The organism is Lysinibacillus sp. FSL M8-0355 (genome assembly GCF_038008985.1).
GTDB lineage: Bacteria > Bacillota > Bacilli > Bacillales_A > Planococcaceae > Lysinibacillus > Lysinibacillus fusiformis_D.
Genome location: NZ_JBBPAI010000001.1, coordinates 3,739,127 through 3,764,855, shown reverse-complemented (window position 1 = coordinate 3,764,855; position 25,729 = coordinate 3,739,127). Strand labels below are relative to the sequence as shown.

Below are 25,729 nucleotides of genomic sequence, written 5' to 3'. Positions count from 1 at the left end.
CGTACTTTTCAGAAACTTCGTTATAATAGTATATGGAATGGAGGAATTTACATGCATATTGTAAAAGAAGCAAAAACATTTGAAACGATTTCTACAGAACTATTAGTGGTGGGAGTCACAAAACATCGTGAACAAATGCAGGATTGGACAAGCTTTTCATCTTTTTACGGTGAATCACTTGATACGTGGATTAGTGCTGGGGACGTATCAACAGAATTAAAGAAACTAACGAAATTGCCATTTGTGAAAGACCATGCGAACCTTAAACGTATTTTATTTGTAGGCCTGGACGAGCGTAAAAACTTAACAGAAGGTGATATTCGCGCAGCATTTGGTTTAGTAGGAAAAGAATTAAAAGCTTTAAAGGCAAAAGAGTATTCCATTTGGCTAGAATCATTTACAACAGATTCAATTGCAACTACAGATGTAGCGTTTTTAGCAGGAGAAGGAATTGGACTTGGCTATTATGCTATTCCTCATTACAAAACAACTTCAAACGAAGTAGATAAACGTATTAATGCTGTTCATCTTGTGACAATGTCAGAGGATATAGATGAGGTTGTGGCTAGCTTTGAAGTAGGTGTAATTTATGCGGATGCTGTCAATGAAGCTCGTAGTTTAATTAATCTACCACCAAATCTACTAACAGCAACTGATTTAGCCAATTATGCACAATCACTTGCAGTAGAGTATGATTTTGAAGTAGAGATTCTAGGTAAAGCTCAATTAGAGGAACTAGGTATGGGCGGTATTTTAAGTGTTAACCAAGGCTCATATGAAGAACCACGATTAATTACTTTAAAATATAAAGCGACTGAAGATTTTGAAGATCCAATTGGCCTTGTCGGTAAAGGGGTAACGTATGATACAGGTGGATATTCTTTAAAGCCAAAAGACTCAATGGTCGGTATGAAAGGCGATATGGGCGGCGCAGCAGCTGTGCTTGGAGCGATGAAAATTATCGGTGAATTACGTCCAAATAAAAATGTTGTAGCTGTTATCGGTTCTACAGATAACATGGTATCTGATACAGCATTTAAACCAGATGATGTGATTACTACGTATAGTGGGAAAACGGTTGAAGTCTTAAACACGGATGCAGAAGGACGTTTAGTTCTGGCAGATGCGACTACATATGCTAAACAGCAAGGTGCTACATCACTGATTGATGTTGCTACTTTAACTGGAGGCGTCATTACTGCGCTAGGTATGGATAAAACAGGTGCTCTTGCGAATGATGATGCATTTTTCGCAGCATTTATGGAAGCTGCAAACGAGACAGATGAATTTGTTTGGCGTATGCCTTTAACAGAGAATGATAAAAAACGAATTCGTAAATCAGATGTAGCTGATTTAAACAACTCTCCAGGTCGTGATGGTCATATGATTTTCGGTGGAGGCTTTGTAGGTGAATTCGTTGGCGATACGCCATGGATTCATTTAGATATTGCTGGCACATCTGATGCAGTGGCTATACATGATTTAGGGCCTAAAGGCGGTACTGGGGTTATGGTACGTACGCTTGCGAATTTTGTCCAACGTTTAGGGGAAGAAAAGTAATAGAGAATGGCAATCAGCGGGAATTTGTTCTCGCTGGTTTTTTGTGATTTAAGCACTAATCCCGATAGAATAGGCATTCTACATATGATAGATGTATCTTCCTTCATACGATAGAGTAAAAAGGGAGGTAGCATATGCGCAATTTCGGAGGTTACCCAGGAGGAGGATTTGGAGGCTTTATTTGGCCATTTGGTGCACCGTTTTTCGGTGGGTTTTTAGGAAGTTTCCTTGGCTCTCAATTTAATCAATATCCTTATAATCCATATTATCCAAACTATCGACCATATCAGCCAGGTCCATATTTTCGACCAGGTCCACGGTATCGCAGACCTTGGTAAGCACATAAAACGATTAACCAGTTGTCTTATAATCGGCAACTGGTTTTTGTTGTGCCTTACAAAGTAGCAAATTGGGTGTTGACAGAATATACTAAATTATTTATTATTCTTATTATATTACTAAGAATTAAATAAGTGGCTGACTAGCAAACTAGAGGCTTTTATTGTTCATAGGCATTGTTGTGCCTAAGGATAATATTGGCCTCTTTTATTATCTTGATTCAATAAGTGTTTTTTGAACCACCAGGTACAGAAGACTCCCTCCACTATAAATAGAGGATAGAAGGAGTGAAACGGAATGGGGAAAGTTTATATCGTAGGTGCAGGTCCTGGAGATGTTGACCTCATTACGGTCAAAGGATTACGTTGTATTGAATGTGCTGACATTATTTTATATGACAGACTCATTAATAAAGAGCTATTGGATTATGCCAAGCAAGACGCTAAATTGATTTTTTGTGGGAAATTACCACAACAGCATGCAATGATTCAAGAGCAGATCAACCAGACTCTTGTCAGTTATGCACAGCAAGGGTATGTCGTGACAAGATTAAAAGGAGGAGACCCGTTTGTCTTTGGTAGAGGGGCTGAGGAAGCTGAGGTACTAGCTAAGCATCAGATTCCATTTGAAATTGTACCTGGCATTACTTCAGGTATAGCAGCGCCAGCGTATGCAGGCATTCCTGTTACACATCGGGCATTAGGTTCAAGTTTTGCCATGGTTACGGGGCATATGCAGGATGGGAAAGAAGATGCGATACGTTGGGAAAGTCTTGCGAAGGGAATTGACACGATTGCCATTTATATGGGGGTTGGTAATCTGCCATACATTCGTCAGCAATTACTCAAATATGGCCGTGATGAAAATACGCCTGTGGCTGTTATTCATTGGGGCACATTAGTCACAAAGCAACAAACCGTTACGGGTACTTTAGCTACAATTGAAGAAATTGTGTGTACGGAAACTATTCAAAACCCTAGCATCATATTAGTAGGGAAAGTTGTGACACTAAGAGAAACAATTCAATGGTTTGAGCATAACACGCCACAGCCAGCCCAAATAACGAGGTAAGGATGTGGAATGATGCAAGCAATTTTATATATTGCACACGGCAGCCGAGTCAAGGCAGGCGTAGAGCAGGCCGTAACGTTTCTTCAAGGAGTGCAACAGGAAGTTCATGTATCCATTCAAGAAGTCTGCTTTTTGGAGCTTGCAACACCGACCATTGCTGAAGGAATTGAGAGTTGTATTCGAAAAGGTGCAACAGCGATTGCAGTGATGCCCATTTTACTACTAGCTGCCCAACACGCCAAACAAGATATTCCGAAAGAAGTGGCAAAAGCTCAAAAGCAATATCCATCTGTAAAGTTTACTTATGGTGAGCCTCTTGGAATCCATGAACGATTAATTGACTCATTACAAGCTAGGATAATAGAAAAACAGCAACCTAAGTTTGATGCAAGTGTTTTACTCATAGGGCGTGGGAGTAGTGATCCAGCCGTCAAAAGAGATCTAGCAAAAATTGCAGCAAAGTTACGTACTAAATATCACTATAAAGTTGTTGATACATGCTTTTTATATGGGATGGGACCGACTTTTGAAGACTGGCTCCAACAAGAAAAAGGGAAGCAACGGCAAGTCTTTATTGTACCGTATTTATTATTTACAGGTATTTTAAGGAAAAGTATTGCCAAGCGAATACAGAGTTTTGACAGCCAAGATATCGTGCTTTGTGAAAGCTTAGGCTACGATGACAATGTGAAAAAGGTGTTAGTGGAACGTATTGATGAATTATTACATTTTAAAGAGGAAGGTGTTTCGTAATGGTAGATAAAAGAGCTGAAAACGTAAATCTAGCATTAGAGAATGTCCGCCAAATGTTAAATACTGTGAACCACGGATCAATTACATTAATTGTACAAAATGCTTACGTGGTTCAAATTGAAAAAAAGGAAAAAATCAGGCTTCGATAATCTAAAAAATGAAATGATGATGATTCGTGAGGTGGCAAAGATTGAAATTGCAAGTAATAAACAGTCCATTTAATGAAGAGCAGGTGAAGTTATTAAATGAGCTTCTTCCTAAATTAACAACCGAACAAAAAATTTGGCTTAACGGTTATTTAAGTGCACCACTAGCAATGTTGGAGGCAAGTGAGGAACAGCCAACACCAGCAGCCCAACCCATTACCCAAACAATGACCATTTTATATGGCTCTCAAACAGGCAATAGTCAAGGATTAGCTGAAAAATATGCAGCCGCTTTAAAAGCTCAACATGTAGAGGTTACTATCTCATCATTAGGAAAATTTAAAGCAACTAATTTAAAAAAGATAACAAATCTTTTACTGATTGTTAGTACACATGGGGAAGGTGATCCACCCGATCAAGCGATACAATTCTATGAGTTTTTGCACAGTAAGCGCGCACCTAAGCTAGAGCAACTACAGTATTCGGTCCTTGCTTTAGGGGATAGCTCCTATGAATTTTTCTGTAAAACGGGGAAGGATTTCGATGAGCAATTCGCCAAATTAGGTGCAACAAGAATGGTTCCCCGAACTGATTGTGATGTGGATTATGACGACGCAGCTGCACAGTGGTTCTCAGCAGTTCAACAAAAATTTCTGCAGCAAGCAACTGCTGTAGGGTCTACTTCAACATCAAACGAAGACACGCAACTACTAGAAGAATCTACATATTCAAGAAAAAATCCATTTTACGCTGAAGTACTTGAAAATCTGAATTTAAATGGTCGTGGCTCGAATAAAGAGACACGTCATCTTGAATTATCAATTGAGGGAGCTCATTTTCATTTTGAACCTGGAGATAGCATTGGCATTCTGCCAGAGAATGATGAGCAATTAGTCCATACATTGCTGGCAGCCCTTCAATTCAATCCAGAAACGGAAGTGACTGTTTTTGAGGAAACGGTAGCATTGAAGGATGCGTTACAGAAAAAATTAGAGATTACGGTGTTATCTAGGCCTTTACTCGAAAAAATAGGTGCTTATACAGAGCATCAACAATTTTTAAAGCTATTTGAGGAACCGAATGCTTGGAAGGACTATGCAAAAGGTAGAGATTTACTTGATGTGGTAAAGGATTTTGCACCATTTACATGGAGTGCTCAGCAATTTGTAGAGACGCTACGTAAAATTCCAGCACGACTTTATTCCATCGCTAGTAGCCAAAAGGCCAATAACGAAGAAGTTCATTTAACCATTGGAAAGGTTAGCTACGAGACAGCTGGCAGAAAACGTTTGGGTGTTTGTTCTGGCAGTGTAGCAGAACACGTTCAAATTGGTGATACATTACCAATCTATGTTCATAAAAACCCGAACTTCAGATTACCAGAGAATGAAGATACGCCAATTATTATGATTGGAGCAGGTACAGGAGTTGCACCGTATCGAGCTTTCCTAGAGGAGCGAGAAGAGTTAGGGATTGAGGGGAAAGCGTGGCTTATTTTTGGCGACCAGCATTTTGTTACGGACTTTCTTTATCAAACGGATTGGCAACGTTGGCTTGCATCGGGCACATTAAGCCAAATGCATGTAGCCTTTTCACGAGATACCGACCAAAAAGTATATGTTCAGCATAAATTACAAGAAAATGCGGCGAGCTTTTATGAATGGCTTGAGCAGGGTGCTGTCATTTATGTGTGTGGTGATAAACAGTCGATGGCAGCTGATGTGGATGCAACCATTCATCACATCATTGAGCAGCAAGGGCAGAAAACACCAGAGGAAGCAAAAATCATTGTGAATGAATTAAAACAGCAGAAACGCTACCAACGTGACGTTTACTAACTGTATTTAGCATGAGTTCTTTAGCAAATGATTCCTATAGTGAGGCTCGTACCTTAGCTAAAAAGCACAGCCCCAGATGGAAGCCAAAACGCCGAGGTGTAAAGGATTAAAGGAGCGATCAAGAATGACAGAAAAGATAGTTTTACCTCCACAGCCTGGAGAACCAAGTGATGTAGAGCGCATTAAGACTGACAGTAATTACCTACGTGGTACGCTCGAACGTACCATGAATGATCCATTAAGCTCTGGTATTCCAGAGGATGATAATCGTCTTATGAAATTCCATGGTAGTTATTTACAGGATGATCGAGATCTGCGCAATGAACGTCAACGTCAAAAGCTGGAGCCTGCTTATCAATTTATGGTGCGTGTACGAACACCAGGTGGCGCAGCTACACCAGCACAATGGCTAGTCATGGATGAAATGGCTAGAACGTATGGTAATGGCTCTTTAAAGTTAACAACACGTCAAGCATTTCAAGTACATGGTATTTTAAAATGGAATGTCAAAAAATATATGCAGGAAATCAATGAGGTACTATTGGATTCTCTGGCAGCTTGTGGAGATGTAAACCGCAATGTGATGTGTAATGTGAATCCAAACCAATCGGCATTGCATGAAGAGGTTTACAACTGGTCTGCCAAACTAAGTGAGCATTTATTACCTCGAACACGGGCTTACCATGAATTGTGGTTGGATGGGGAAAAGGTGATAGATAGTCAGGATGAAGAAATTGAACCGATTTACGGAGCACAATATTTGCCTCGTAAATTTAAAATAGGGATTGCAATTCCACCAAGTAATGACGTGGATGTTTTTTCACAAGATATTGGACTTATTGCCATCGTTGAAAAAAATCAGCTTATTGGCTTTAATATAGCTGTTGGTGGAGGAATGGGCATGACCCATGGTGACCATGAAACCTATCCACAGCTTGCTCGTTTAATTGGCTTTATTACGCCAGATAAATTATTGGAAACAGCAGAGAAAATTATTACGATACAGCGTGATTATGGGAATCGTTCTGTGCGCAAAAATGCACGTTTTAAATACACGATCGATGCAAGAGGGCTTGCCTGGTTCCAAGAAGAATTAACACGTCGGCTAGGCTGGGAAATTCAGCAGGCTCGTCCCTATATATTTGAGCGTACTGGTGATGAATTTGGCTGGATTAAAGGGGCAGATGGTCATTGGCATTACACGTTATTTATTCAAAATGGTCGTATAAAAGACTTTGAAGATTATCAGCTGTTAACAGGATTACGCGAAATAGCTAAAGTACACACAGGTGATTTTCGCCTAACACCGAACCAAAATTTAATGATTAGCAATGTGACCCCAGAAAAAAGGAAAAAAATTAATACGATTATTGAACAATACAAACTAACGGATGGTGCGCATTATTCTGCCTTACGTCGCAATTCCATTGCCTGTGTTTCTTTACCAACCTGTGGTTTAGCAATGGCGGAAGCAGAACGCTATTTACCTTCGCTCATTACGAAGATTGATGCCATTATCGATGAGGCAGGATTAAATGAAACAGAAATTGTTATACGCATGTCTGGCTGTCCAAACGGCTGTTCACGTGCAGCTATGGCTGAAATCGGCTTTATCGGTAAAGGACCAGGGAAATATAATATGTATTTAGGGGCAAGTTTTACAGGCAACCGATTGAATAAAATCTATCGTGAAAATATTGGCGAAGAAGAAATATTAGCAGAGCTTCGACCAATTCTTCTGCATTTTGCGAAGGAGCGTTTAGAGGGGGAGCATTTTGGTGACTTTGTTATTCGTGCTGGATATGTGACAGCTGTTAATGATGGGAGAGAATTTCACTAATGATTAAAGCCATGTAGCAAATTGTTTTGCTACATGGCTTGTTGTTGAAAAAAGGTGATGTCAATAGCAAAAAAAGAACCTTTAGCAAGGCGAGAGGTTGATTTCCGTTCCGCAGCGTCCTTTCCAGGGGGCGTCCGATGAGCCGCTTCACTCACTTACGTTCGCTCCAGGGTCTCAGCTATGACGCTAAATCCCCTAGGAGTGACGCTGGCTCCACTTCAATCAACCATGTGGTAAAAGTGTCTTTTCCTTCTCTTTCATACGAGCCGTAGTGAACAAAATAGCCCATTATTTGTAGAGAAAGGATAGCCTCTTATTTTCAATGTAGAGAAGTGATGATTGACAACATCCCTCCATAAAGAGTAGTGAATACCTTTACTTTAGTTGAAAGCCTTTGCTAACAAGAAACATTTTTTATGGATTGGAGCGGTAGCGGAGGAAGCGGCTCGGCGCTTGCCCACAGGAAAGCAAGTAGTCTGCAATGGAAATCTATTTTCACATTTCACAAAAATACTATTAATGGTTTTGTTTTTTCAACACTAAGCCATGTAGCAAATTGCTTTGCTACATGGCTTTTTAAATGGAGTAATCTTCGGGAATAAATACTTTTAATTGTTTTGGCTTTACAAATACTTGATCGCCAACTTTAAGCTGTAGGTGGAAAAATTGTTCTTTTGATAACTCCGCCTCTAAAAATTCATCAAGATCCTCACGGCGTAGCTCAATTTGGACAATAGGTCCTAGCAAATGAATATGACTGATTTTAACAGGAACTGTCCCTGGAATACTTGTTTTTTCGATATGAATGTCATGAGGGCGTACATAGCCAATTACGTTATCATTCGTATGTGTGAGGGCATCTGGTACATCCAGTGCAACTTCGCCTTGCATGAGCTTACCATTATGTAAGCGACCTTTAAAAAGATTGACATTGCCCAAGAAGTCATAAACAAATGGACTATTTGGATTCGTATACACCTCATCTGGGCTGCCAATTTGTTCGATTTTGCCATTATTCATTACGACAATGCGATCCGCTACATCTAGTGCTTCCTCCTGGTCGTGTGTCACAAATATACTGGTAATATGAAATTCATCATGCAACTTTCGTAGCCAGCGACGTAATTCCTTGCGAACTTTTGCATCAAGTGCTCCGAACGGTTCATCCAATAAAAGAACCTTAGGCTCTACAGCAAGGGCTCTCGCCAGTGCAACACGTTGCCGTTGCCCCCCTGAAAGCTGTGTTGGATATCGATTAGCGTAATTTTCGAGTTTGACTAGCTGCAATAATTCCATCACTTTATTTGTTATTTCTTGTTTTGAGGGTCTGCTTTTTCGCGGGCGAACCTTTAGCCCATATGCGACATTATCAAAGACTGTCATATGACGAAAAAGGGCATAATGCTGAAAGACAAAGCCCACATTGCGCTCCTTTGGATGTCGATTGGTTATGGACTGACCATCGAATAAGATATCACCAACATCAGTGGTTTCCAGCCCCGCAATCACACGTAATAAAGAGGTTTTTCCCGAACCAGAAGGGCCGAGCAGTGCTACTAGCTCCCCTGACTGAATATGAACTGATATATCCTCTAATGCTTGAAAAGCACCATATTTTTTGGATACGTTTTGAATTTGTATACTCAACGTGACCATCTCCTTTTAACTAGATTTTGATTTCCATGCGATTATATCTTTCACAACTAATGTAAAGATGGCCATAACACTCATTAAGGAGGCAACAGCAAAGGCTGCTGAAAATTGATATTCATTATAGAGAATTTCAATATGAAGTGGCATCGTATTGGTCATGCCACGGATATGACCTGATACAACAGAGACCGCCCCAAATTCCCCGATGGCTCGTGCATTACATAAAATCAAACCATAGAACAGTCCCCATTTAATATTGGGCAATGTAACATACCAAAATGTTTTAAAGCCGTTGGCACCAAGTGAAATGGACGCTTCCTCCTCAGATGTGCCCTGTGTTTGCATGAGTGGTATTAACTCACGTGCAACAAAGGGTAAAGTGACGAAAATAGTGGCGAGGACAATGCCAGGCAAGGCAAAAACAATTTTAATATCATGTGCGAACAGCCAATCACCGAAAAGTCCCTGTGAACCAAACAATAAAATAAATACTAGTCCTGCGATAACAGGGGAGACGGCAAATGGTAAATCAACGATGGTAAGTAATAGATTTTTCCCTTTAAAATTAAACTTTGTAAGGGCCCATGCAGCCATTACGCCAAAAAGAGCATTAAGTGGTACAGCAATAGCTACAACCGTTAACGTAAGCTTAATAGCAGCTAACGCATCTGGATGTGTAATAGCAGCAAAATAAACGTCGGCTCCCTTTTGAAAGGCTGTAATAAAAATAGATAGTAAAGGTAGTACGATAAAGAAAGCTAAAAAAGCTAAGGCAATGAACGTTAACGAATAGCGAACAATACGGGGCTCCTGTAATGCAGCAGACTTTGGGGCTGCTTTATTTTTCTCACTACTAGCCTGCTGAATAAATGTTGATTGTTCCATGTGGTACCTCCTACTGTACAAAACGACGATTGGCTAGCCATTGGATCAAGTTGATGGTGAACAACAGAATAAAGGATGTCACAAGCATGACAACTGCTATTGCGGTAGCACCTGCATAATCATATTGTTCTAGCTTCGTCATAATAATTAACGGTGTAATTTCTGTTTTCATCGGCATATTTCCTGCAATGAAAACAACGGAGCCATATTCACCAAGTGCACGGGCAAAGGCTAATGAAAAGCCAGTTAAAATGGCAGGTAATAGCTCTGGCAGAATGACTTTACTGAAGGTTTGTAAACGATTGGCACCAAGACTTGCCGAAGCTTCCTCGACCTCAGCGCTAATATTTTGTAATACGGGTTGGACTGTACGTACTACAAAAGGTAGCCCGATAAATGTTAACGCGATCATAATACCAAGCGGTGTAAAGGCAATTTTAAAATCAAAAAATTGACCGATCCAGCCATTTGGTGCATAGAGTGATGTTAAAGCAATACCAGCAACAGCAGTAGGCAAGGCAAAGGGTAAATCTACTAGGCCATCAATGATTCGTTTAAATGGAAATTGATAGCGAACGAGAACCCATGCGATAATGGTGCCGAAAAGTACATTTAGTAAGCCCGCAATCAATGCTGTGCTGAAGCTCACTTTATAAGAGGCAACAGCACGAGGCTCTGTAATGATAGCGATAAACTCAGTCCAGCTTAAGGACATGGTATGAATGAAAATCATTGAAAGTGGTAGTAACACTAGTAAACTAACATAGAGCATTGTATAACCAAGAGACAGATGAAAGCCTGGAATTATTCGCCGTGATTTTTTAGGAAGGATTAACTGACTCATCAAAACGCTCCTTATTGTGGTACATATATTTCATCAAAGGTACCACCATCTTTAAAATGGGTAGCTTGTGCTTGTGACCAACCGCCAAAATCATCAATGGACACAAGTTCAAGCTGAGGAAATTGCTCTTTATATTTTGCTAGAATGGTTTCATTACGTGGTCGATAATAGTTTTTTGCCGCAATTTCTTGCCCGATATCACTATATAAATGTTGTAAGTAAGCTTCCGCAACTTCACGTGTCCCTTTTTTATCAACGATTTTGTCAACAACTGCAACTGGTGGCTCTGCCAAAATACTTAATGATGGTGTGATGATTTCAAATTCGTCCTTCCCTAATTCATTTAAAGATAAGTAGGCTTCATTTTCCCATGCAATTAAGACGTCTCCAATCTTTCGTTCTACGAATGTCGTTGTAGCACCACGAGCGCCAGAATCTAATACTTCAACATTGCTATAGAGTGATTTCATAAATTTTTTTATTTTTGTTTCATCATTGTTATATAACTTTCCAGCATAAGCCCAAGCCGCTAAGTAGTTCCAACGTGCACCACCAGATGTTTTGGGGTTGGGTGTAATGACCGACACATCTTCTTTAATTAGATCATCCCAGTCTTGAATATTTTTTGGATTCCCTTTGCGTACTAAAAACACAATGGTCGATGTATAGGGGGTCGAGTTATAATCAAATTCTGTCTGCCAATCTTTATTCAATAGCTCACGTGTTTGAGCAATTTCGTCTATATCGTAAGCTAGTGCAAGGGTGACAACGTCAGCTTCGAGACCATCGATCACAGCTCGACCTTGTTTGCCAGATCCACCATGTGATTGATTGATTTTGACATCTTGACCTGTTTCGTCTTTCCATTTTTTTATAAAATCCTTGTTAAATTCATCGTAAAGCTCGCGTGTTGGGTCATAGGAAACATTGAGTAGTTCTACAGACTTCTTTGCTTCCTGACCACTTGCTTTTTCATCAGAATTAGCACTTCCACAGCCAGTTAAACTTAACGTTACTGCAGCTAATAGTGCTAACGTTTGGAGAACATAGCTCCTTTTTTTCATATCATTTCGCTCCTTTTCCATCTAAAGAATGCAAAAAGCCATCCCCCATAATGTTATGACTTCATGGGTAGATGGCCTTCAGATTCTCTGATCAGCAACTTATTATTTATGTCAAAGCTTTAATAATACATTAAACATATATTTCCTATTAGTCAACAAGGAATTAAATAAAAAATTAATTATTTAGAAAATGAATGTAACGATCACTAGATACCACTCATTCTATGCAGGAAGGAACTGAAAAAATGGGTGGATGAAAAAGATATGCCAAAAAACCTAGTTGACTACTTGGTGTATTTTAGTATATATTTGGTAATAAGAAGAATGATTGTGGTACGAGGTAGCAAATACTAGTGAACAATCATTAAATAAAGAGCTGGCTAGTCAAACTAGAGGCGTTTTAACAAAGACCTGTTTTACTGTGTCTTATTGTTAAAACGCCTTTTTTGCTATGAGGGGGATTTGATGTTAACGTACGAAAATTGGCAAGAACCGATTATTGATTTTCAAGTCGATGATCTGTATAAGGGTGCACTGGAAGTTTTACAGTGGGGCTATCGAGAATATGGAGAGGAAATCGTCTATGCATGTAGCTTTGGCATTGAAGGTATTGTCTTAATTGATCTCATTTCAAAGGTAAAGCCAGACGCTACGATTGTTTTTTTGGATACAGATGTCCATTTTAAAGAAACCTATGAAACGATTAATAGAGTCAAAGAAAAATATCCACAACTAAACATTGTCATGAAGAAGCCTATCCTTACATTAGAACAACAAGCCGCTCAATATGGTGATGAGCTTTGGAAGTCCAATCCAAATAAATGCTGTGACATTCGCAAGATAAAACCTTTGCATGAAGCCTTGTCAGGTAACAAGGCTTGGATATCTGGCTTGCGGCGTGAACAATCGCCAACACGTCAACAGACAAACTTTCTAAATCGGGACGATAAATTTAAATCGATTAAAGTTTGTCCACTGATTCATTGGACATGGAAGGATGTCTGGCGCTATGTTTCTAAACATAATCTGCCATACAACCCATTGCATGATCAAGGCTATCCAAGTATCGGCTGCGAGCATTGTACAAAGCCTGCATTTACGATGGATGATTTACGTTCAGGACGATGGCAAGGTTCTGGTAAAACGGAGTGTGGTTTACATGAATAAAGGAGTTTTGCCATGCTTGAATATTTTGCAATAGCTATTAGTTTATTTTTTGCGATGAATATAGGGGCAAGCGGAGCAGCAGCCTCAATGGGCGTTGCTTACGGTGCAGGTGCTATCAAAAAAGCTTGGCAAGCATTACTTTTTTGTGCAATAGGTGTCTATAGTGGAGCTGTATTAGGCGGAGGAGAGGTTGTCAAAACGATTAGCTCAGGCATTATGCCGCAGGACTATATTACGGTAAAGGTTGTCATCATTATCCTAATTTCGGCGACAAGCTCCTTATTTTTCGCCAATCTTTTAGGTATCCCCTTATCAACGAGCGAAGTAACGGTTGGCGCTGTTGTTGGAGTAGGAATAGCCTATAAAGTATTATTCGTGCGTTCATTGCTAGTTATCATATCATTTTGGATCATTGTACCGCTTGTCGCCTTTGTCATTGCACTTGTCTTTGGAAAATTATTATATAAATTACAAAACAGAGGGCTGCTAAAAGATCGTCCGATTTTAACGGTTCTGCTCGTATTAGCTGGATTTTTCGAAGCCTTTTCAGCTGGCATGAACAATGTCGCCAATGCTGTTGGACCACTTGTTGGTGCAGGGATGATGGATGTTACGATGGGCATTGTCCTAGGTGGGGCATTTGTGGCACTAGGTGCTATGCTACTTGGCAAACGAGTGCTTGAAACCAATGGTAAAAAAATTGTGCGCTTTCAAAAGGCAGAAGGAATCTTAATTTCTAGTACAGGTGCCCTTCTTGTTGGCGTAAGCTCGCTTTTTGGGCTTCCAGTTCCTTTAACACAAGTAACATCTTCATCCATCATCGGGATGGGCATGGCGAAGAATGGAAAACAAATTTTCCATCAGCATATTGTCAAAAAAATCATTCGGATTTGGATTGTATCGCCTATCTTTTCGTTAGCTATTTCGTACTTTTTAGTGCAGCTATTTTTAGAAAAGGACCTCTATGCCATTATTTTGATTGGCACTATTATTGTTGGGACACTAGGTGTCATTAGCCTAATGCGGACGATGCGAGAAGAAGAGCAGTCCATTTATGACGCAGGTGAAGGCATATAAATTGAATCATGCTAGAACTACTATTTTGACTATAAAACTTAGTATTTAACTAGAAGTAGGAGGAGATTTTCATGAGTTTACAACCACATGGTGGGCTTCTTGTGCAAGCGTTTAACCCAGAAAAAGAGATAGCAACCATTCACAAGGAAATTGAGCTGGATGCTATTTCTTTAAGTGATTTAGAGTTAATTGCGATAGGTGGCTATAGCCCAATTGAAGGCTTTTTAACACAAGAAGATTATGAGTCAGTTGTGGAACAAAGTCGCTTAGCATCAGGCGTAGTATGGAGTATTCCGATTACATTACCTGTTACACAAGAAAAAGCAGCTACTATACAGCCTGGTGATGAGGTGAAATTGGTCTATCAAGATGAAGTTTATGGCGTTATTGAAGTAGTTGATATTTATGAGCCGAATAAACGAAAAGAGGCTTTGCTTGTATATGGGACAGAGGATTTAGCACATCCAGGAGTTCAAAAGCTTCATGACCGACCTGCTATTTATGTCGGTGGAAAAATTACCTTAATCAAACGTATCGCACAAAAATTTCCTGCGTATTCGTTTGATCCCGTAGAAACACGTCAATTATTTGCCGACAAGGGATGGAAAACAATTGTTGGCTTCCAAACTCGCAATCCAGTTCATAGGGCGCATGAATATATTCAAAAGGCAGCGCTTGAAACGATTGATGGGTTATTTTTAAATCCACTTATTGGTGAAACAAAATCGGATGATGTGTCAGCTACAATACGTATGGAGAGCTATGAGGTTTTATTGAAAAGCTACTATCCTGAAAGCCGTGTCCAATTAGGCGTTTTTCCTGCCGCAATGCGTTATGCTGGGCCAAAGGAGGCCATTTTCCATGCGCTTGTAAGGAAAAATTATGGCTGTACCCATTTTATTGTTGGTCGTGACCATGCAGGTGTAGGTGATTATTATGGTACGTACGATGCACAAAAGATTTTTGAACAGTTTACGGAAGATGAATTAGGAATAGTGCCATTAAAATTCGAACATAGTTTTTATTGCCAGCGATGTGAGGGGATGGCTACTACCAAAACGTGTCCGCATGATGGCTCAGCCCATGTTATTCTATCAGGAACGAAAGTACGTGAAATGCTTCGTAATGGAGAAGTACCACCTAGTACATTTAGCCGCAAAGAAGTTGTAGATGTATTAATCAAAGGCATGCGTAAGGAGGTAGTTAAATGAGTTCAAATATTGTTTGGCATGAAGCCTCCATTACGAAAGAGGAACGTCGTTCAAAAAACAAACATCAAAGCTTTATTTTATGGTTTACGGGATTATCTGCTTCAGGGAAATCATCCGTGGCCAATGCTTTTGCCCGGCGATTATTTGAACGGGGCAATCAAGCCTTCGTTTTAGATGGTGATAATGTACGCCATGGCTTGAATAAGGATTTAGGATTTGATGAGTCCGGACGAAAGGAAAATATTCGCCGAATAGGGGAAGTTTCTAAGCTATTTATAGAAAGCGGTCAAATAGTGCTAACCGCTTTTATTTCACCTTATCGAGAAGATCGTCAAGTAGTACGTGGACTTGTAGACGACGGTGAATTTTTAGAGGTCTATGTAAAGTGTTCAGTAGAAACATGTGAAAAAAGAGATCCGAAAGGTTTATATAAAAAGGCAAGGAATGCTGAAATTACGAACTTTACAGGTATTAGTGCCCCATATGAAGAACCAGAGAATCCAGAAATTATTTTGAACACAGAACAACATTCCATCGAGGAGTGTGTTGAACAACTGACGAAGATTTTAACTTTGAAGGGATACATTTAAAGAAATTAAAAGAACTGCTCGACAGTACGAACGAGCAGTTCTTTTATGTTTATTTTACATTTTGTTCCTTTTTCATTCTGTCAATTTCAGGACCTAACTCATCACGTACTGTACCTTTCCAAGGCTTTACACCAGCGATATAGGAAGAACGAGTCATAATGTGTCCCCCTACAGGACCAGTGATGAAGAGGAACAGTATCCCTAGTAAAATTCGGGGATTGAAATGATCTTCTATTAGCCAAAAGTGAAAGAATACACCAATCAATACACACATGACACCCAGTGTTGCACTTTTAGAAGCGGCATGGGCACGCGTATACAAATCAGGTAAGCGGACAAGTCCGATAGCTGTGACGACGATAAACAGTACGCCAACAGAAATGAAAAAGATAACTAAGCTATTAGCGAGAATTGTCACGTTTAATGATATCTCCTTTCTCTATGAATTTAGAGAAAGCCATTGTCCCGATAAACGATAAAATCGCAAGCAATAAAATAATTTCTAGAAAGAAGCTTGTTTCCACTAAAATCGAAAATAGTCCAATAAGAGAAATAAGTGAAACACCAAGTGAATCCAAAGCGACAACACGATCAGATGCAGAAGGGCCTTTTACCATTCGGTAAATAACTGCAATCATCGATAAGCAAATCACTACGATCACAGCAATAATAAATGTTGTCATGATTTACTCACCTCCAAAATCGCTTTCTCAAATGAATCTCGAATGGAAGCAACAGCTTCATCCACATCATTAATATCAATCGCATGTACATACAATGTTTTCGCATCATCTGATACATGCACTACCACTGTTCCGGGTGTTAACGTAATAAGACTTGATAATAAAGTGATTTCCCAGTCTTCGGTTAAAACAGTAGGATAGGCAAAAAAGGCAGGTTGCATGTCCAATTTAGGCTTTAACACGACCTTTAAAACTTGCACATTGGCTAATATTAACTCTTTAAAAAACAGCAAAGTCAGTTTAATAAGGGCCCATAAGCGGTAGACATAAAGACGTGATTTGAAAAATCTTCGCATGATGATAAGTAAAATGATCCCCATGATGAACCCTATGATAAAGCCAGCTGCTGTGTAATTAGAGGAGAGGAACATCCAGACGAAGGCAAGTACAAAATTTAAAATCATTTGAAATGCCATTGTGTTAATCCCCCTTCATGACAGCATCTATATAGATAGATGGATCCGTTAATAATTTTGCTGCATCGTCCATGAATGGCGTAATCCATTCTGAACCAACACCATATGCTACAGTAATGAGTACTAAAAGGGCAGTAGGCATAAACAGCATCTTATAGACAGATTTATCGACAGACCCGTGTGTTTCTTTCTCCTCACCCCAAAAAGCATAAAGGAAAATACGAATCACGGATAATAGGACAAGCAGTGAAGATGCTAAGATAAAAATACTACTCCACATACTACCAGCCTCAAAGCCTCCCTGTACAATAAGCAGCTTTCCAACAAATCCACTAAGTGGTGGAATGCCAGCTAAACCAAAAGCTGCAATCAAATAACACCAGCCTAGAGCCGGATATTTCTTCATGAGACCACCCATCTTACGCAAATCAGATGTACCAGTAATGTAGATGACAATGCCGATTAACATAAAGAGTGCTGCCTTTATAAGCATATCGTGAATTAAATAAAACATAGCACCCTTTAAGGAAACCTCATTCATTTGAGAAACACCAAATAAAATGACACCTACTGCAATAACAATATTGTAGATAATAATGAGTTTGACATCAAAATAAGCGAGTGCCCCAATACATCCAGCTACGATAGTAGCAATGGCTAGTACCATTAATAAATCGTGCGTATAGGATAAATCATGTACAAAAAATAGCGTATAGGTACGTGTAATGGCATAGACACCCACCTTTGTAAGCAAAGCACCAAATAGAGTTAGGACAGGGATTGGCGCTGCCGCATAAGAAGTAGGAAGCCAAAAGTATAATGGGAAAATGGCTGCTTTTAGTCCAAATACCATTAAAAATAGGACGGCAATAACCGTAATAATTCCCGGCTGATTAATTTCAGCAATTTTGACAGCAATATCCGCCATGTTTAATGTACCGACTACGGAATATAAAAAGGCAACGGTAATAACGAATAAGGCCGAAGAAATAACATTAATTAAAATATATTTAATAGACCCTTTCAGTTGTCCCTTCTCACCACCTAGAACGATGAGTAAGTAGGAAGCCATTAACAATACCTCAAAGAAAACAAACAAGTTGAAAATATCGCCAGTCGTAAAGGCCCCATTGACCCCCGTTAAAATAAACATAATACCAGGGTAATAAAAGAAGCGTTCACGTTCCTTCGTAATGGAACCGAAACCATACCAAACAACAAAAAATGCAATAAGCAATGTCGTTGTAACGAGTAATACAGATACCATATCAGATACCATTGTAATACCGTAAGGAACAGGCCAATTTCCGAATGTTACTTTTTGAATACCATCCTGTTTCACTTTTAAAAGAAGTGAAATAGCAGAGATGAAGGCGAGCCCAATACCAAGTAATGAAAATGACCGTTGATAGGTTAGATTTTTTTGCCCAAACATTAAAATCATACCGAAGAAAAACGGGATGATAATGGGCAATAATAGGAAGTTATTCATCCTCATCACTTCCTCTCATTAAGCTAATATCATCTGTGTTAAGCTCCTGATAGGAACGATAAGCAAGTACAAGGAAGAATGCTGTAACCCCAAAGCTAATAACAATAGCTGTTAAAATAAGTGCCTGGGGTAAAGGGTCCGCAAAAGTTTTGGCTCCTTCGTTTAAAACGGGTGGTGCTTCGCCACCAAGGCCCCCCATTGTTAAGATGAGCAGGTGGGCACCATGACTTAAAAGACCTGTTCCAATAATAATGCGTAATAAGCTTTTCGATAAAATTAAATAGACAGCTGCCATAAAGAGAAAGCCGATGACAAAGGCCATAATTATTTCCATTATTCATCCTCCCCAATCGTTTGAATAATGGTCATCGTAACGCCGACAACAACCAAATAGACACCGCTATCAAAAAGCATGGCCGTGTGTAATGACTGTTTGCCCAGAAGCGGTAAATCGAAATAATCAAAGTAATGCGTAAAAAACGGTTTGCCCACAAACATTGGGAATGCCGCAGTAGCAAGGGCTAGTAGTAAGCCAATAGCTGTTACATACGTATAATTGATAGGTAAGATATGGCGCACTGTATTGATATCAAAAGCTAGCACTAAGAGAACAAGTGCACTTGATGTTAACAGTCCTCCAACAAAGCCTCCCCCAGGCGTATAGTGACCAGCTAAAAATATATGAATGGAGAAGAAGAAAATAATGAAAAATACAATTTTAGCTGTAAATTGTATTATCACATCATTTGTTTTCATGTGTTTTCTCCTTTCTATTCATACGCAACTTAATCATGGCTAAAATGGCCATGCCCGCAATGCCTAGTACTGTAATTTCAAATAATGTATCGAAACCACGATAATCTACTAAAATTACGTTTACAATATTTCCTCCCCCAGCTAATGAGTACACGGTTTCCTCGTAGTACTTAGCAATAGAAGGAATCAGTTTTTGTGAATGCGCAGATAGTGCCACAAGTGTTACCATAACACCAACTGCAATTGAAACAATGGCACGATTTAATTGGAATCTCATTCTTTCCTCGCGCTTGCCAAGCTTTGGGAGATGATAAAATGCTAATAAAAATAGTGCTACTGAAATCGTTTCAATAACGAGCTGTGTTAACGCTAAATCCGGCGCGTTAAAAATAACAAAGAATAATGCAACAGTGTAGCCAACAGCACCCAGTCCAATAATGGCTGTTAAACGTGACTTGGCCAAGATAGTAATGGCTGTACCAATTAATAAAACCACAATCAATATAATTTCATATGGTCTAATTGGTGAGGCCCCTTGGAATGAAAGACTAAAAGCATCCTTCACAAAAAGAGAGCCAATGACGATAATAGCGATTCCACTAAACATATAGAGTAAATAGTGACGCATCGAGCCAGTCATATAGCGTCGTGATAAACGATTTAAGCCAACACCCAACCCCTGCATGATTTTGTCATAGGCATTGTTTAATGTGAATGCTTGTGGGAATCGTTGGTATATTCCTTGCCATTTTGGTAAGGCAACAAATAATAATACCCCTATGATAATTATTCCGATTGTCATCAGTAGCTCAGGGTTAATGCCGTGCCAAGCTGATACATGTATATCAACAGCTTGTGGTGTATCATATAAAAATGGCTGAATGGCTTGAACAGCAGGCTTGACAAAGGTATTGCCTATCAAATTCGGGATGAAGAAAATAATTACGACTAATGCTGCTAAAAGTATCGGCGAAATAAGCATCCCTATTGGTGCCTCATGTGGTTTATGAGGTAATTGTTCCGGCTTGTAATTGCCATTAAATGTTCGGAAAACAAAATAAAAGCTATAGATAAATGTGAAAATACTAGCGATCCAAGCAATAATAGGGAAGAGTGCTCCCCATGTTTCAAAACCGAAAAATTCAAACTTTTGAAGGGCAAGCATAGCTGTTAAAAACATTTCTTTACTTAAGAAGCCATTAAATGGTGGAAGACCAGCCATTGATAAGCTGCCAATAGCTGCCACAGTAAAGCTAATCGGCATGATACTCATTAATCCACCAAGTTTTCGAATATCACGAGTTCCTGTTTCATGATCCACAATCCCTGCAATCATGAATAGACTGCCTTTAAATGTTGCATGATTGATAAGGTGGAAAATAGCTGCATATGCCGCAAATTTAATCGTATCGACTGTGTCGTTAGCATGAAAGGCAACGGCGCTCGCCCCAAGCAGTGACATAATCAGTCCCAGTTGACTGACTGTAGAAAATGCAAGAATGCCTTTTAAGTCTGTTTGCTTCACTGCAAAGAAGGAACCCCAGAATAACGTTAAGAGACCTACTCCTGTTACAAGCCATACCCAAAGCTCTGAGGCAGCAAAAATAGGTGTAAAGCGTGCCACTAAATAGATACCTGCTTTGACCATTGTTGCGGAGTGAAGATAGGCACTTACTGGTGTCGGTGCTTCCATTGCATCTGGTAGCCAAATATAGAATGGGAATTGTGCGGACTTTGTAAATGCGCCTAAAAGTAATAAAACGAGCGACCAAGTGAATAAAGGTTGGTCTACTAAATTAGGTGCCATCACAATCAGTTCACGGATGGAATAGGTTCCTCCCATTAAATAAAGAAGAACGAAACCACCTAGCATCATTAAGCCGCCACCGACTGTTATCATCATGGACTTCAGTGCACCGAAGCGTGAGGCATCACGGTTATACCAATAGCCAATGAGTAAAAATGACGAAATAGATGTTAGTTCCCAAAAGAAATAAAGTGTTATTAAATGATCTGACTGTACTACTCCCAGCATGGCTGACATAAATAGCAATAAGTAAACATAAAAATTATGTAATTTTTCTTTATGCTTATCTAAGTAAAAGATAGAGTAAAGTACAACCAATGAACCAATTCCGGTAATGAGTAGTGAGAATAATAAGCTAAGTCCATCCAAATACGAAACGATGGAAATATCAAGTGATGGAATCCAAGGTAGCTCTGCAATAAATACTTCTCCTTCAGCTACTTGTGCAATATATGTTGCATAGATAACTGCGAGTGTAGCAGGTACAGCAAGAACAAACCAGCCTGTGTGAATATTTTTCATGCGTTTATATAAAAAAGGCACTAATATTGCAGCAAGCATTGGAATGAAAATATAAAGTACTTGTAACAAAAAAACCCTCCTTTATGCAGGTAAGTATACCAATTATAACGTACTTTAATTGCGAATGCATATGGACGAATGGGATTTAGCTTGCGGTAGTGGAAGAATTTTCGTTATATTATAAATAGGAAGTTATCAATAAAAATAGAGGAAAAAATTTTTTATGAGGAATCCTTATATCTATGGTTATCTACCATTAATTACAATTTTATTGTTTAGTTTGACATTTGGCATGTATGCTGTTGGCGAATCCTTACAGATTTTTCAAGCAATCGGTGTTTATTCAGGTATGCGAGAATTTTTGTCTGATTTTGAGTTACGTGTATTTTTGCTCATTGTTTTTGCTATTGTTTTTTTTATGTTATTTTCTGCACTCAAACTAGTAGGGGAAACGATTCATGAGCTAGGAATGCTGTTTTTCTCAAAAGATCATGATGGAGCTACTGTTAGTCAGGCTCGAGGTGGCTACATTATCTTGTTTATCGGCGCCATGTGTTCCGCATTTGCCATCCAATTTATTTATGTTTTGATTGGTATCTTTATCATAACAGTGTTTACCTATTTTATTTATCTGATTTATAAAATGAGTCATTTTATGTCGATGGGCGGCACAATTGGTCTATTAATCTTTGAGCTTTTTATGTGGACCATTCTTTTAACACTCATTATTTATGTTGTGTTGAAGCTATATAATGGCATTTTGGCAAGTTTGCCGTTTGCCAATTAGTTACATTACATACTAGTGAAAAGAGGTAGCAGTCATGTAAGACTGCTACCTCTTTGCTGTTGTTGAAAAAAGATGATGGCAATAGCAGAAAAAGAACCTTTGGTAAAGTTAGGGGTTGATTTCCGTTCCGCCAGCGTCCTTTCCAGGGGGCGTCCGATGAGCCGCTTCACTCACTGCGTTCGCTCCAGGGTCTCAGCTGAGACGCTAAATCCCCTAGGAGTGACGCTAGCTCCACTCCAATCAACCCTGTGGCAAAAGTGCCTTTTCCTTATTTTTTATACTAGTCGTAGATTATTTGTATAATTAAAGAAAGGATAGGCTCTTATTTTCATTGTAGAGAAGTGAATAGTGACAATACCTCTCCATAAAATGAGTAGTGAATACCTATATTTTATATCACAAAAATTCTATGGATGGTTTTGTTTTTCAACACTATGAAGAGGTAGCAGTCATGTAAGACTGCTACCTCTTGGCTGTTTCACTACTCTAATAAAACATTAAATAATTGATGATGAATTTTGTATGCCTCTAATTTTTGCATGGATTGAGGCTTATCATAGCCTAGCCATACAGCCGCAGTATAACCATCATTAAGTCCGGCAAGCCAGTAGTCCCGATAGTCATTAGTTGTGCCTGTTTTTGCTCCTATATAGTCGCTGTTACTGTAAACCCCTTGTCCTGTCCCATTTGCCACAACATCAGCAAGAAGCTCACGCATATATTTCACCGTTTTCGGAGACCAGATTTGATTACGCTGTGTATCCCAACTATAAAGCTCAGTTCCATCTAAAGCTGTCACTTTACGAATACCATGAGCTAAAACATAGGAGCCATCGATAAAGCTTGTATAGGCATCTGCTAGCTCTAAGGCTGTCACACCGTAAGTTAGCCCACCCAATGAAGCGGCATAATTATGATCTTTCGCTACAATCGAACGGAAGTGAAAGCGATTAAGGTATTGAAAGGCCGTTTCAACGCCAATAGTTTCAAAGAGACGCAGTGCAGATGTGTTGTAGCTGTGTCGAAAAGCTGTACGGAGGGACACATCACCATACGTATAGCCCCCATAGTTTTGCGGACAGAACGAGCCAACACAGTATCTACCTCCATTGACAATAGAATCAGGTGTATGTGCTGACGTTTCAAAGAAAGGGGCATAGACTGCTAAAGGTTTAAAGGCTGATCCAGGCTGACGTGTTCCTTGGAATGCACGATGATAATCAAATTTTTCATAGTTTTTTCCTGCATACAAGCTGACAATTTCTCTTGATTGGTTTTCAATGACTGCACCAGCTGCTTGCAACGAACCTGTACCGAGAATAGCTGACATTTTAACCTCATCATGTTGCTGTTTATTTGGATCAAGTGCAGTTTGAATGATGAGTCCATTTTGAAATAGTGTATCTAGTCGATTATCTAATTGTGCTTTAATTTTTTTCTTTTCTTCCTCATTCTCTGTATTGCTCAGTCGATCCGCATAACCCTCTTTTTCAGCAACTAACCACTTTAGCTCTTGAAGAACGTAAGTGCTATACATTGGATAACTTTGAATTTTATCTTTCACATTTAATGTAATCGGCTCAGCTTTGTAGGTAGCTGCATTTTCCTTTGTAATAGCGCCATTAACTGCTAGCGTATCTAACAAACGCTCCTGTCTCGCTTTAGTTTGATCGAAATTTTTCAAAGGATTATAAAGAGAGGGGTTATTTGGGATCGCCGCAATAAAAGCAATTTCAGCAATGCTTAATTCTTGAAGTGGCTTTTGAAAATAATAGGTCGCTGCTCCACCGATACCATAAACTTGGTTGCTAAAATAGGATTCATTAAGATACATTGTTAAAATAGTTTCTTTATCAAATTCTTTTTCTAATTCATGCGCATAAAAAAGCTCTGTTAATTTCCGCTCATATGTTTTTTCATCAGATAAATAACGCATTCGAACGAGCTGCTGTGTAATCGTACTACCACCTTGAGAGGCTGTGTTGCTATTCGAATTGGCTACAACTGCACGAATGATTGCACTTAAATCAAAACCGATATGCTCATAAAAATCAGCATCTTCACTTGTAATGAATATTTCCTGGGCAATTTGTGGAATTTCTTGTAAGGTTAACGGCTGTCGCCATTCGACATATTCCTCGCTAAATGTTTGCCCATTTCGATCAATTAGAGTGACAGGAAGTTGGGTTTGTACCTCAGGTAAATGAATAGCACTCGATATTTGTTCCTCATGTGCTTGAGCGGTATTGATTTCTGTCCTAATGTTTGTACTAATCCACCATAAAGCAGGTAGGGATAGTAATATAATAAAAAAACCAAAAGCCTTTTTCATGTGTGCCTCCACTCTTTCGATAAATCCTTCATCAGAATAACATATTTTGGATTGATTCCAAATACTCGCTCAGACCTATTTCCTTGGTTTTGATTATGAAAGTTAAAATTGCAAAAATCGTCAATACTTTGATGAAGAAAACCAATAAGAAGTATGTTAGACTAAAATGAGGTCGGAAAGGATGCATTAGTCATTTTTTTCATTGAAACTGAAATTTATCATTAAAGGAGAGACTTCCATGTTTCCACAATTAACAACAGACGTACAAGCAGGCGAAGTGCTTGTAGAAATGAACACAACACTAGGTGCTATCAAAATTAAGTTGTTCCCTGAGCATGCACCCAAAACGGTTGAGAACTTTTTAGGCCATGCTAAATCAGGTTACTATAATGGCATTATTTTCCACCGTGTTATTCAAGACTTCATGGTTCAAGGTGGAGACCCAACTGGTACTGGTATGGGTGGAGAATCGATTTGGGGTAATTCTTTTGAAGATGAATTCTCAGATAACTTGTTTAACCTGCGCGGTGCGTTATCAATGGCAAATGCAGGTCCAAACACAAATGGCTCTCAATTCTTCATCGTACAAATGAAGCATCTGCCAAGTGATATGCTTCGCCAATTACAAGGAGCTGGTTTCCCAGAGGAGATCATTGAAGCTTATGCACAAAATGGTGGTACACCTTGGTTAGACCATAAACACACAGTATTCGGTCATGTTGTGGAAGGTATGGACATTGTGGACAAAATTGCGGATGTTGAAAAAGATTTCCGCGATAAACCATTAGAAGATGTGAAAATTGAGTCAATTACGGTTTTTGAATAATACTTATAAG

General features: G+C 39.2%; 25 protein-coding genes. 13 read left to right on the top strand and 12 right to left on the bottom strand.

Features of this window, described 5'->3' with window-relative positions; genetic code table 11:
- The first annotated feature begins 51 nt into the window (after positions 1–51).
- From MKY46_RS18415 to cysI, 7 genes are all read left to right on the top strand, one after another.
- Positions 52–1,560 (top strand): leucyl aminopeptidase, encoded by a 1,509-nt coding sequence (locus MKY46_RS18415; RefSeq protein ID WP_036119791.1) that lies wholly within the window; start codon positions 52–54, stop codon positions 1,558–1,560.
- 134 nt (positions 1,561–1,694) lie between these two features.
- The gene (locus tag MKY46_RS18410; protein WP_036119794.1) at positions 1,695–1,898 is read left to right on the top strand and encodes a hypothetical protein; all 204 of its coding nucleotides are present in this window, start codon (positions 1,695–1,697) and stop codon (positions 1,896–1,898) included.
- Positions 1,899–2,196: 298 nt separating this feature from the next.
- Positions 2,197–2,970 (top strand): uroporphyrinogen-III C-methyltransferase, encoded by a 774-nt coding sequence (cobA, locus tag MKY46_RS18405; RefSeq protein WP_036119797.1) that lies wholly within the window; start codon positions 2,197–2,199, stop codon positions 2,968–2,970.
- 12 nt (positions 2,971–2,982) lie between these two features.
- Positions 2,983–3,723, top strand: coding sequence for a sirohydrochlorin chelatase (locus MKY46_RS18400; RefSeq protein ID WP_340835055.1), 741 nt, complete (start codon positions 2,983–2,985; stop codon positions 3,721–3,723).
- On the top strand, positions 3,723–3,872 hold the full coding sequence (locus tag MKY46_RS18395; protein WP_080717104.1) for a YezD family protein: 150 nt from the start codon (positions 3,723–3,725) through the stop codon (positions 3,870–3,872). The genes MKY46_RS18400 and MKY46_RS18395 overlap by 1 nt, the downstream gene beginning before the upstream one ends.
- A gap of 41 nt (positions 3,873–3,913) precedes the next feature.
- Positions 3,914–5,707, top strand: a complete 1,794-nt coding sequence (locus MKY46_RS18390; protein ID WP_340835052.1) for an assimilatory sulfite reductase (NADPH) flavoprotein subunit — start codon at positions 3,914–3,916, stop codon at positions 5,705–5,707.
- Positions 5,708–5,831: 124 nt separating this feature from the next.
- Complete coding sequence (cysI, locus tag MKY46_RS18385; RefSeq protein WP_036125142.1) at positions 5,832–7,547, top strand: assimilatory sulfite reductase (NADPH) hemoprotein subunit; 1,716 nt, start codon at positions 5,832–5,834, stop codon at positions 7,545–7,547.
- Between the two features lie 576 nt (positions 7,548–8,123).
- Here the strand turns inward: cysI and MKY46_RS18380 are convergent.
- The 4 genes from MKY46_RS18380 to MKY46_RS18365 are packed head-to-tail and all read right to left on the bottom strand — an operon-like array spanning position 8,124 to position 11,993.
- Positions 8,124–9,194 (bottom strand): sulfate/molybdate ABC transporter ATP-binding protein, encoded by a 1,071-nt coding sequence (locus MKY46_RS18380; RefSeq protein WP_036119803.1) that lies wholly within the window; start codon positions 9,192–9,194, stop codon positions 8,124–8,126.
- Positions 9,195–9,209: 15 nt separating this feature from the next.
- Positions 9,210–10,085, bottom strand: coding sequence for a sulfate ABC transporter permease subunit CysW (cysW, locus tag MKY46_RS18375; protein ID WP_036119808.1), 876 nt, complete (start codon positions 10,083–10,085; stop codon positions 9,210–9,212).
- Between the two features lie 10 nt (positions 10,086–10,095).
- Entirely contained in the window at positions 10,096–10,929 is an 834-nt protein-coding gene (gene cysT, locus MKY46_RS18370) for a sulfate ABC transporter permease subunit CysT (protein WP_036119812.1), read from the bottom strand.
- A gap of 11 nt (positions 10,930–10,940) precedes the next feature.
- Positions 10,941–11,993 (bottom strand): sulfate ABC transporter substrate-binding protein, encoded by a 1,053-nt coding sequence (locus MKY46_RS18365; protein WP_036119815.1) that lies wholly within the window; start codon positions 11,991–11,993, stop codon positions 10,941–10,943.
- A gap of 465 nt (positions 11,994–12,458) precedes the next feature.
- Between MKY46_RS18365 and MKY46_RS18360 the strand changes: the two genes are divergently transcribed.
- The 4 genes from MKY46_RS18360 to cysC all read left to right on the top strand — a co-directional run bounded on the left by MKY46_RS18360 (position 12,459) and on the right by cysC (position 16,038).
- Positions 12,459–13,160 (top strand): phosphoadenylyl-sulfate reductase, encoded by a 702-nt coding sequence (locus MKY46_RS18360; RefSeq protein ID WP_036119818.1) that lies wholly within the window; start codon positions 12,459–12,461, stop codon positions 13,158–13,160.
- Positions 13,161–13,172: 12 nt separating this feature from the next.
- Positions 13,173–14,237: an inorganic phosphate transporter gene (locus MKY46_RS18355; protein ID WP_036119821.1), complete on the top strand. Its 1,065-nt coding sequence runs from the start codon at positions 13,173–13,175 to the stop codon at positions 14,235–14,237.
- Positions 14,238–14,308: 71 nt separating this feature from the next.
- Entirely contained in the window at positions 14,309–15,448 is a 1,140-nt protein-coding gene (sat, locus tag MKY46_RS18350; RefSeq protein ID WP_036119823.1) for a sulfate adenylyltransferase, read from the top strand.
- Positions 15,445–16,038, top strand: coding sequence for an adenylyl-sulfate kinase (cysC, locus tag MKY46_RS18345; RefSeq protein WP_036119825.1), 594 nt, complete (start codon positions 15,445–15,447; stop codon positions 16,036–16,038). Before sat ends, cysC begins: the two co-directional genes overlap by 4 nt.
- Before the next feature lie 49 nt (positions 16,039–16,087).
- On the opposite strand, the gene mnhG is transcribed toward cysC, so the two are convergent.
- The 7 genes from mnhG to MKY46_RS18310 are packed head-to-tail and all read right to left on the bottom strand — an operon-like array spanning position 16,088 to position 21,843.
- Complete coding sequence (mnhG, locus tag MKY46_RS18340) at positions 16,088–16,456, bottom strand: monovalent cation/H(+) antiporter subunit G (RefSeq protein ID WP_036119829.1); 369 nt, start codon at positions 16,454–16,456, stop codon at positions 16,088–16,090.
- Positions 16,440–16,721, bottom strand: a complete 282-nt coding sequence (locus MKY46_RS18335; RefSeq protein WP_004228375.1) for a Na(+)/H(+) antiporter subunit F1 — start codon at positions 16,719–16,721, stop codon at positions 16,440–16,442. Before MKY46_RS18335 ends, mnhG begins: the two co-directional genes overlap by 17 nt.
- Positions 16,718–17,197: a Na+/H+ antiporter subunit E gene (locus MKY46_RS18330; RefSeq protein ID WP_036119832.1), complete on the bottom strand. Its 480-nt coding sequence runs from the start codon at positions 17,195–17,197 to the stop codon at positions 16,718–16,720. Before MKY46_RS18330 ends, MKY46_RS18335 begins: the two co-directional genes overlap by 4 nt.
- A gap of 4 nt (positions 17,198–17,201) precedes the next feature.
- Positions 17,202–18,689 carry a Na+/H+ antiporter subunit D gene (locus tag MKY46_RS18325; protein ID WP_036119835.1) on the bottom strand — a complete coding sequence of 496 codons (1,488 nt, stop codon included), beginning with the start codon at positions 18,687–18,689 and terminating at the stop codon, positions 17,202–17,204.
- Positions 18,682–19,023 carry a Na(+)/H(+) antiporter subunit C gene (locus tag MKY46_RS18320; RefSeq protein ID WP_004228379.1) on the bottom strand — a complete coding sequence of 114 codons (342 nt, stop codon included), beginning with the start codon at positions 19,021–19,023 and terminating at the stop codon, positions 18,682–18,684. The genes MKY46_RS18325 and MKY46_RS18320 overlap by 8 nt, the downstream gene beginning before the upstream one ends.
- Positions 19,023–19,445 carry a Na(+)/H(+) antiporter subunit B gene (locus MKY46_RS18315; protein ID WP_036119837.1) on the bottom strand — a complete coding sequence of 141 codons (423 nt, stop codon included), beginning with the start codon at positions 19,443–19,445 and terminating at the stop codon, positions 19,023–19,025. Before MKY46_RS18315 ends, MKY46_RS18320 begins: the two co-directional genes overlap by 1 nt.
- The gene (locus MKY46_RS18310; protein ID WP_080717040.1) at positions 19,432–21,843 is read right to left on the bottom strand and encodes a Na+/H+ antiporter subunit A; all 2,412 of its coding nucleotides are present in this window, start codon (positions 21,841–21,843) and stop codon (positions 19,432–19,434) included. Before MKY46_RS18310 ends, MKY46_RS18315 begins: the two co-directional genes overlap by 14 nt.
- A gap of 154 nt (positions 21,844–21,997) precedes the next feature.
- On the opposite strand from MKY46_RS18310, the gene MKY46_RS18305 reads away from it, so the two are divergent.
- Positions 21,998–22,561, top strand: a complete 564-nt coding sequence (locus tag MKY46_RS18305; RefSeq protein ID WP_036119839.1) for a DUF5366 family protein — start codon at positions 21,998–22,000, stop codon at positions 22,559–22,561.
- Positions 22,562–23,042: 481 nt separating this feature from the next.
- Here MKY46_RS18305 and MKY46_RS18300 read toward each other — a convergent pair whose 3' ends face one another.
- A complete protein-coding gene (locus MKY46_RS18300; RefSeq protein WP_036118104.1) occupies positions 23,043–24,893 on the bottom strand; it encodes a transglycosylase domain-containing protein in 1,851 nt (616 codons plus the stop codon).
- Between the two features lie 238 nt (positions 24,894–25,131).
- On the opposite strand from MKY46_RS18300, the gene MKY46_RS18295 reads away from it, so the two are divergent.
- Complete coding sequence (locus tag MKY46_RS18295; protein ID WP_036118107.1) at positions 25,132–25,719, top strand: peptidylprolyl isomerase; 588 nt, start codon at positions 25,132–25,134, stop codon at positions 25,717–25,719.
- Positions 25,720–25,729: the final 10 nt, after the last annotated feature.

Bases quoted from the DNA above. Each gene is read 5' to 3' on its own strand.
- MKY46_RS18415 (WP_036119791.1), top strand. From the start codon at position 52: ATGCATATTGTAAAAGAAGCAAAAACATTTGAAACGATTTCTACAGAA.
- MKY46_RS18410 (WP_036119794.1), top strand. From the start codon at position 1,695: ATGCGCAATTTCGGAGGTTACCCAGGAGGAGGATTTGGAGGCTTTATT.
- cobA (WP_036119797.1), top strand. From the start codon at position 2,197: ATGGGGAAAGTTTATATCGTAGGTGCAGGTCCTGGAGATGTTGACCTC.
- MKY46_RS18400 (WP_340835055.1), top strand. From the start codon at position 2,983: ATGCAAGCAATTTTATATATTGCACACGGCAGCCGAGTCAAGGCAGGC.
- MKY46_RS18395 (WP_080717104.1), top strand. From the start codon at position 3,723: ATGGTAGATAAAAGAGCTGAAAACGTAAATCTAGCATTAGAGAATGTC.
- cysI (WP_036125142.1), top strand. From the start codon at position 5,832: ATGACAGAAAAGATAGTTTTACCTCCACAGCCTGGAGAACCAAGTGAT.
- cysW (WP_036119808.1), bottom strand. From the start codon at position 10,085: ATGGAACAATCAACATTTATTCAGCAGGCTAGTAGTGAGAAAAATAAA.
- cysT (WP_036119812.1), bottom strand. From the start codon at position 10,929: ATGAGTCAGTTAATCCTTCCTAAAAAATCACGGCGAATAATTCCAGGC.
- MKY46_RS18365 (WP_036119815.1), bottom strand. From the start codon at position 11,993: ATGAAAAAAAGGAGCTATGTTCTCCAAACGTTAGCACTATTAGCTGCA.
- MKY46_RS18360 (WP_036119818.1), top strand. From the start codon at position 12,459: ATGTTAACGTACGAAAATTGGCAAGAACCGATTATTGATTTTCAAGTC.
- MKY46_RS18355 (WP_036119821.1), top strand. From the start codon at position 13,173: ATGCTTGAATATTTTGCAATAGCTATTAGTTTATTTTTTGCGATGAAT.
- sat (WP_036119823.1), top strand. From the start codon at position 14,309: ATGAGTTTACAACCACATGGTGGGCTTCTTGTGCAAGCGTTTAACCCA.
- cysC (WP_036119825.1), top strand. From the start codon at position 15,445: ATGAGTTCAAATATTGTTTGGCATGAAGCCTCCATTACGAAAGAGGAA.
- MKY46_RS18335 (WP_004228375.1), bottom strand. From the start codon at position 16,721: ATGACAACATTTATTATTGCTGTGATCGTAGTGATTTGCTTATCGATG.
- MKY46_RS18330 (WP_036119832.1), bottom strand. From the start codon at position 17,197: ATGGCATTTCAAATGATTTTAAATTTTGTACTTGCCTTCGTCTGGATG.
- MKY46_RS18325 (WP_036119835.1), bottom strand. From the start codon at position 18,689: ATGAATAACTTCCTATTATTGCCCATTATCATCCCGTTTTTCTTCGGT.
- MKY46_RS18320 (WP_004228379.1), bottom strand. From the start codon at position 19,023: ATGGAAATAATTATGGCCTTTGTCATCGGCTTTCTCTTTATGGCAGCT.
- MKY46_RS18315 (WP_036119837.1), bottom strand. From the start codon at position 19,445: ATGAAAACAAATGATGTGATAATACAATTTACAGCTAAAATTGTATTT.
- MKY46_RS18305 (WP_036119839.1), top strand. From the start codon at position 21,998: ATGAGGAATCCTTATATCTATGGTTATCTACCATTAATTACAATTTTA.
- MKY46_RS18300 (WP_036118104.1), bottom strand. From the start codon at position 24,893: ATGAAAAAGGCTTTTGGTTTTTTTATTATATTACTATCCCTACCTGCT.
- MKY46_RS18295 (WP_036118107.1), top strand. From the start codon at position 25,132: ATGTTTCCACAATTAACAACAGACGTACAAGCAGGCGAAGTGCTTGTA.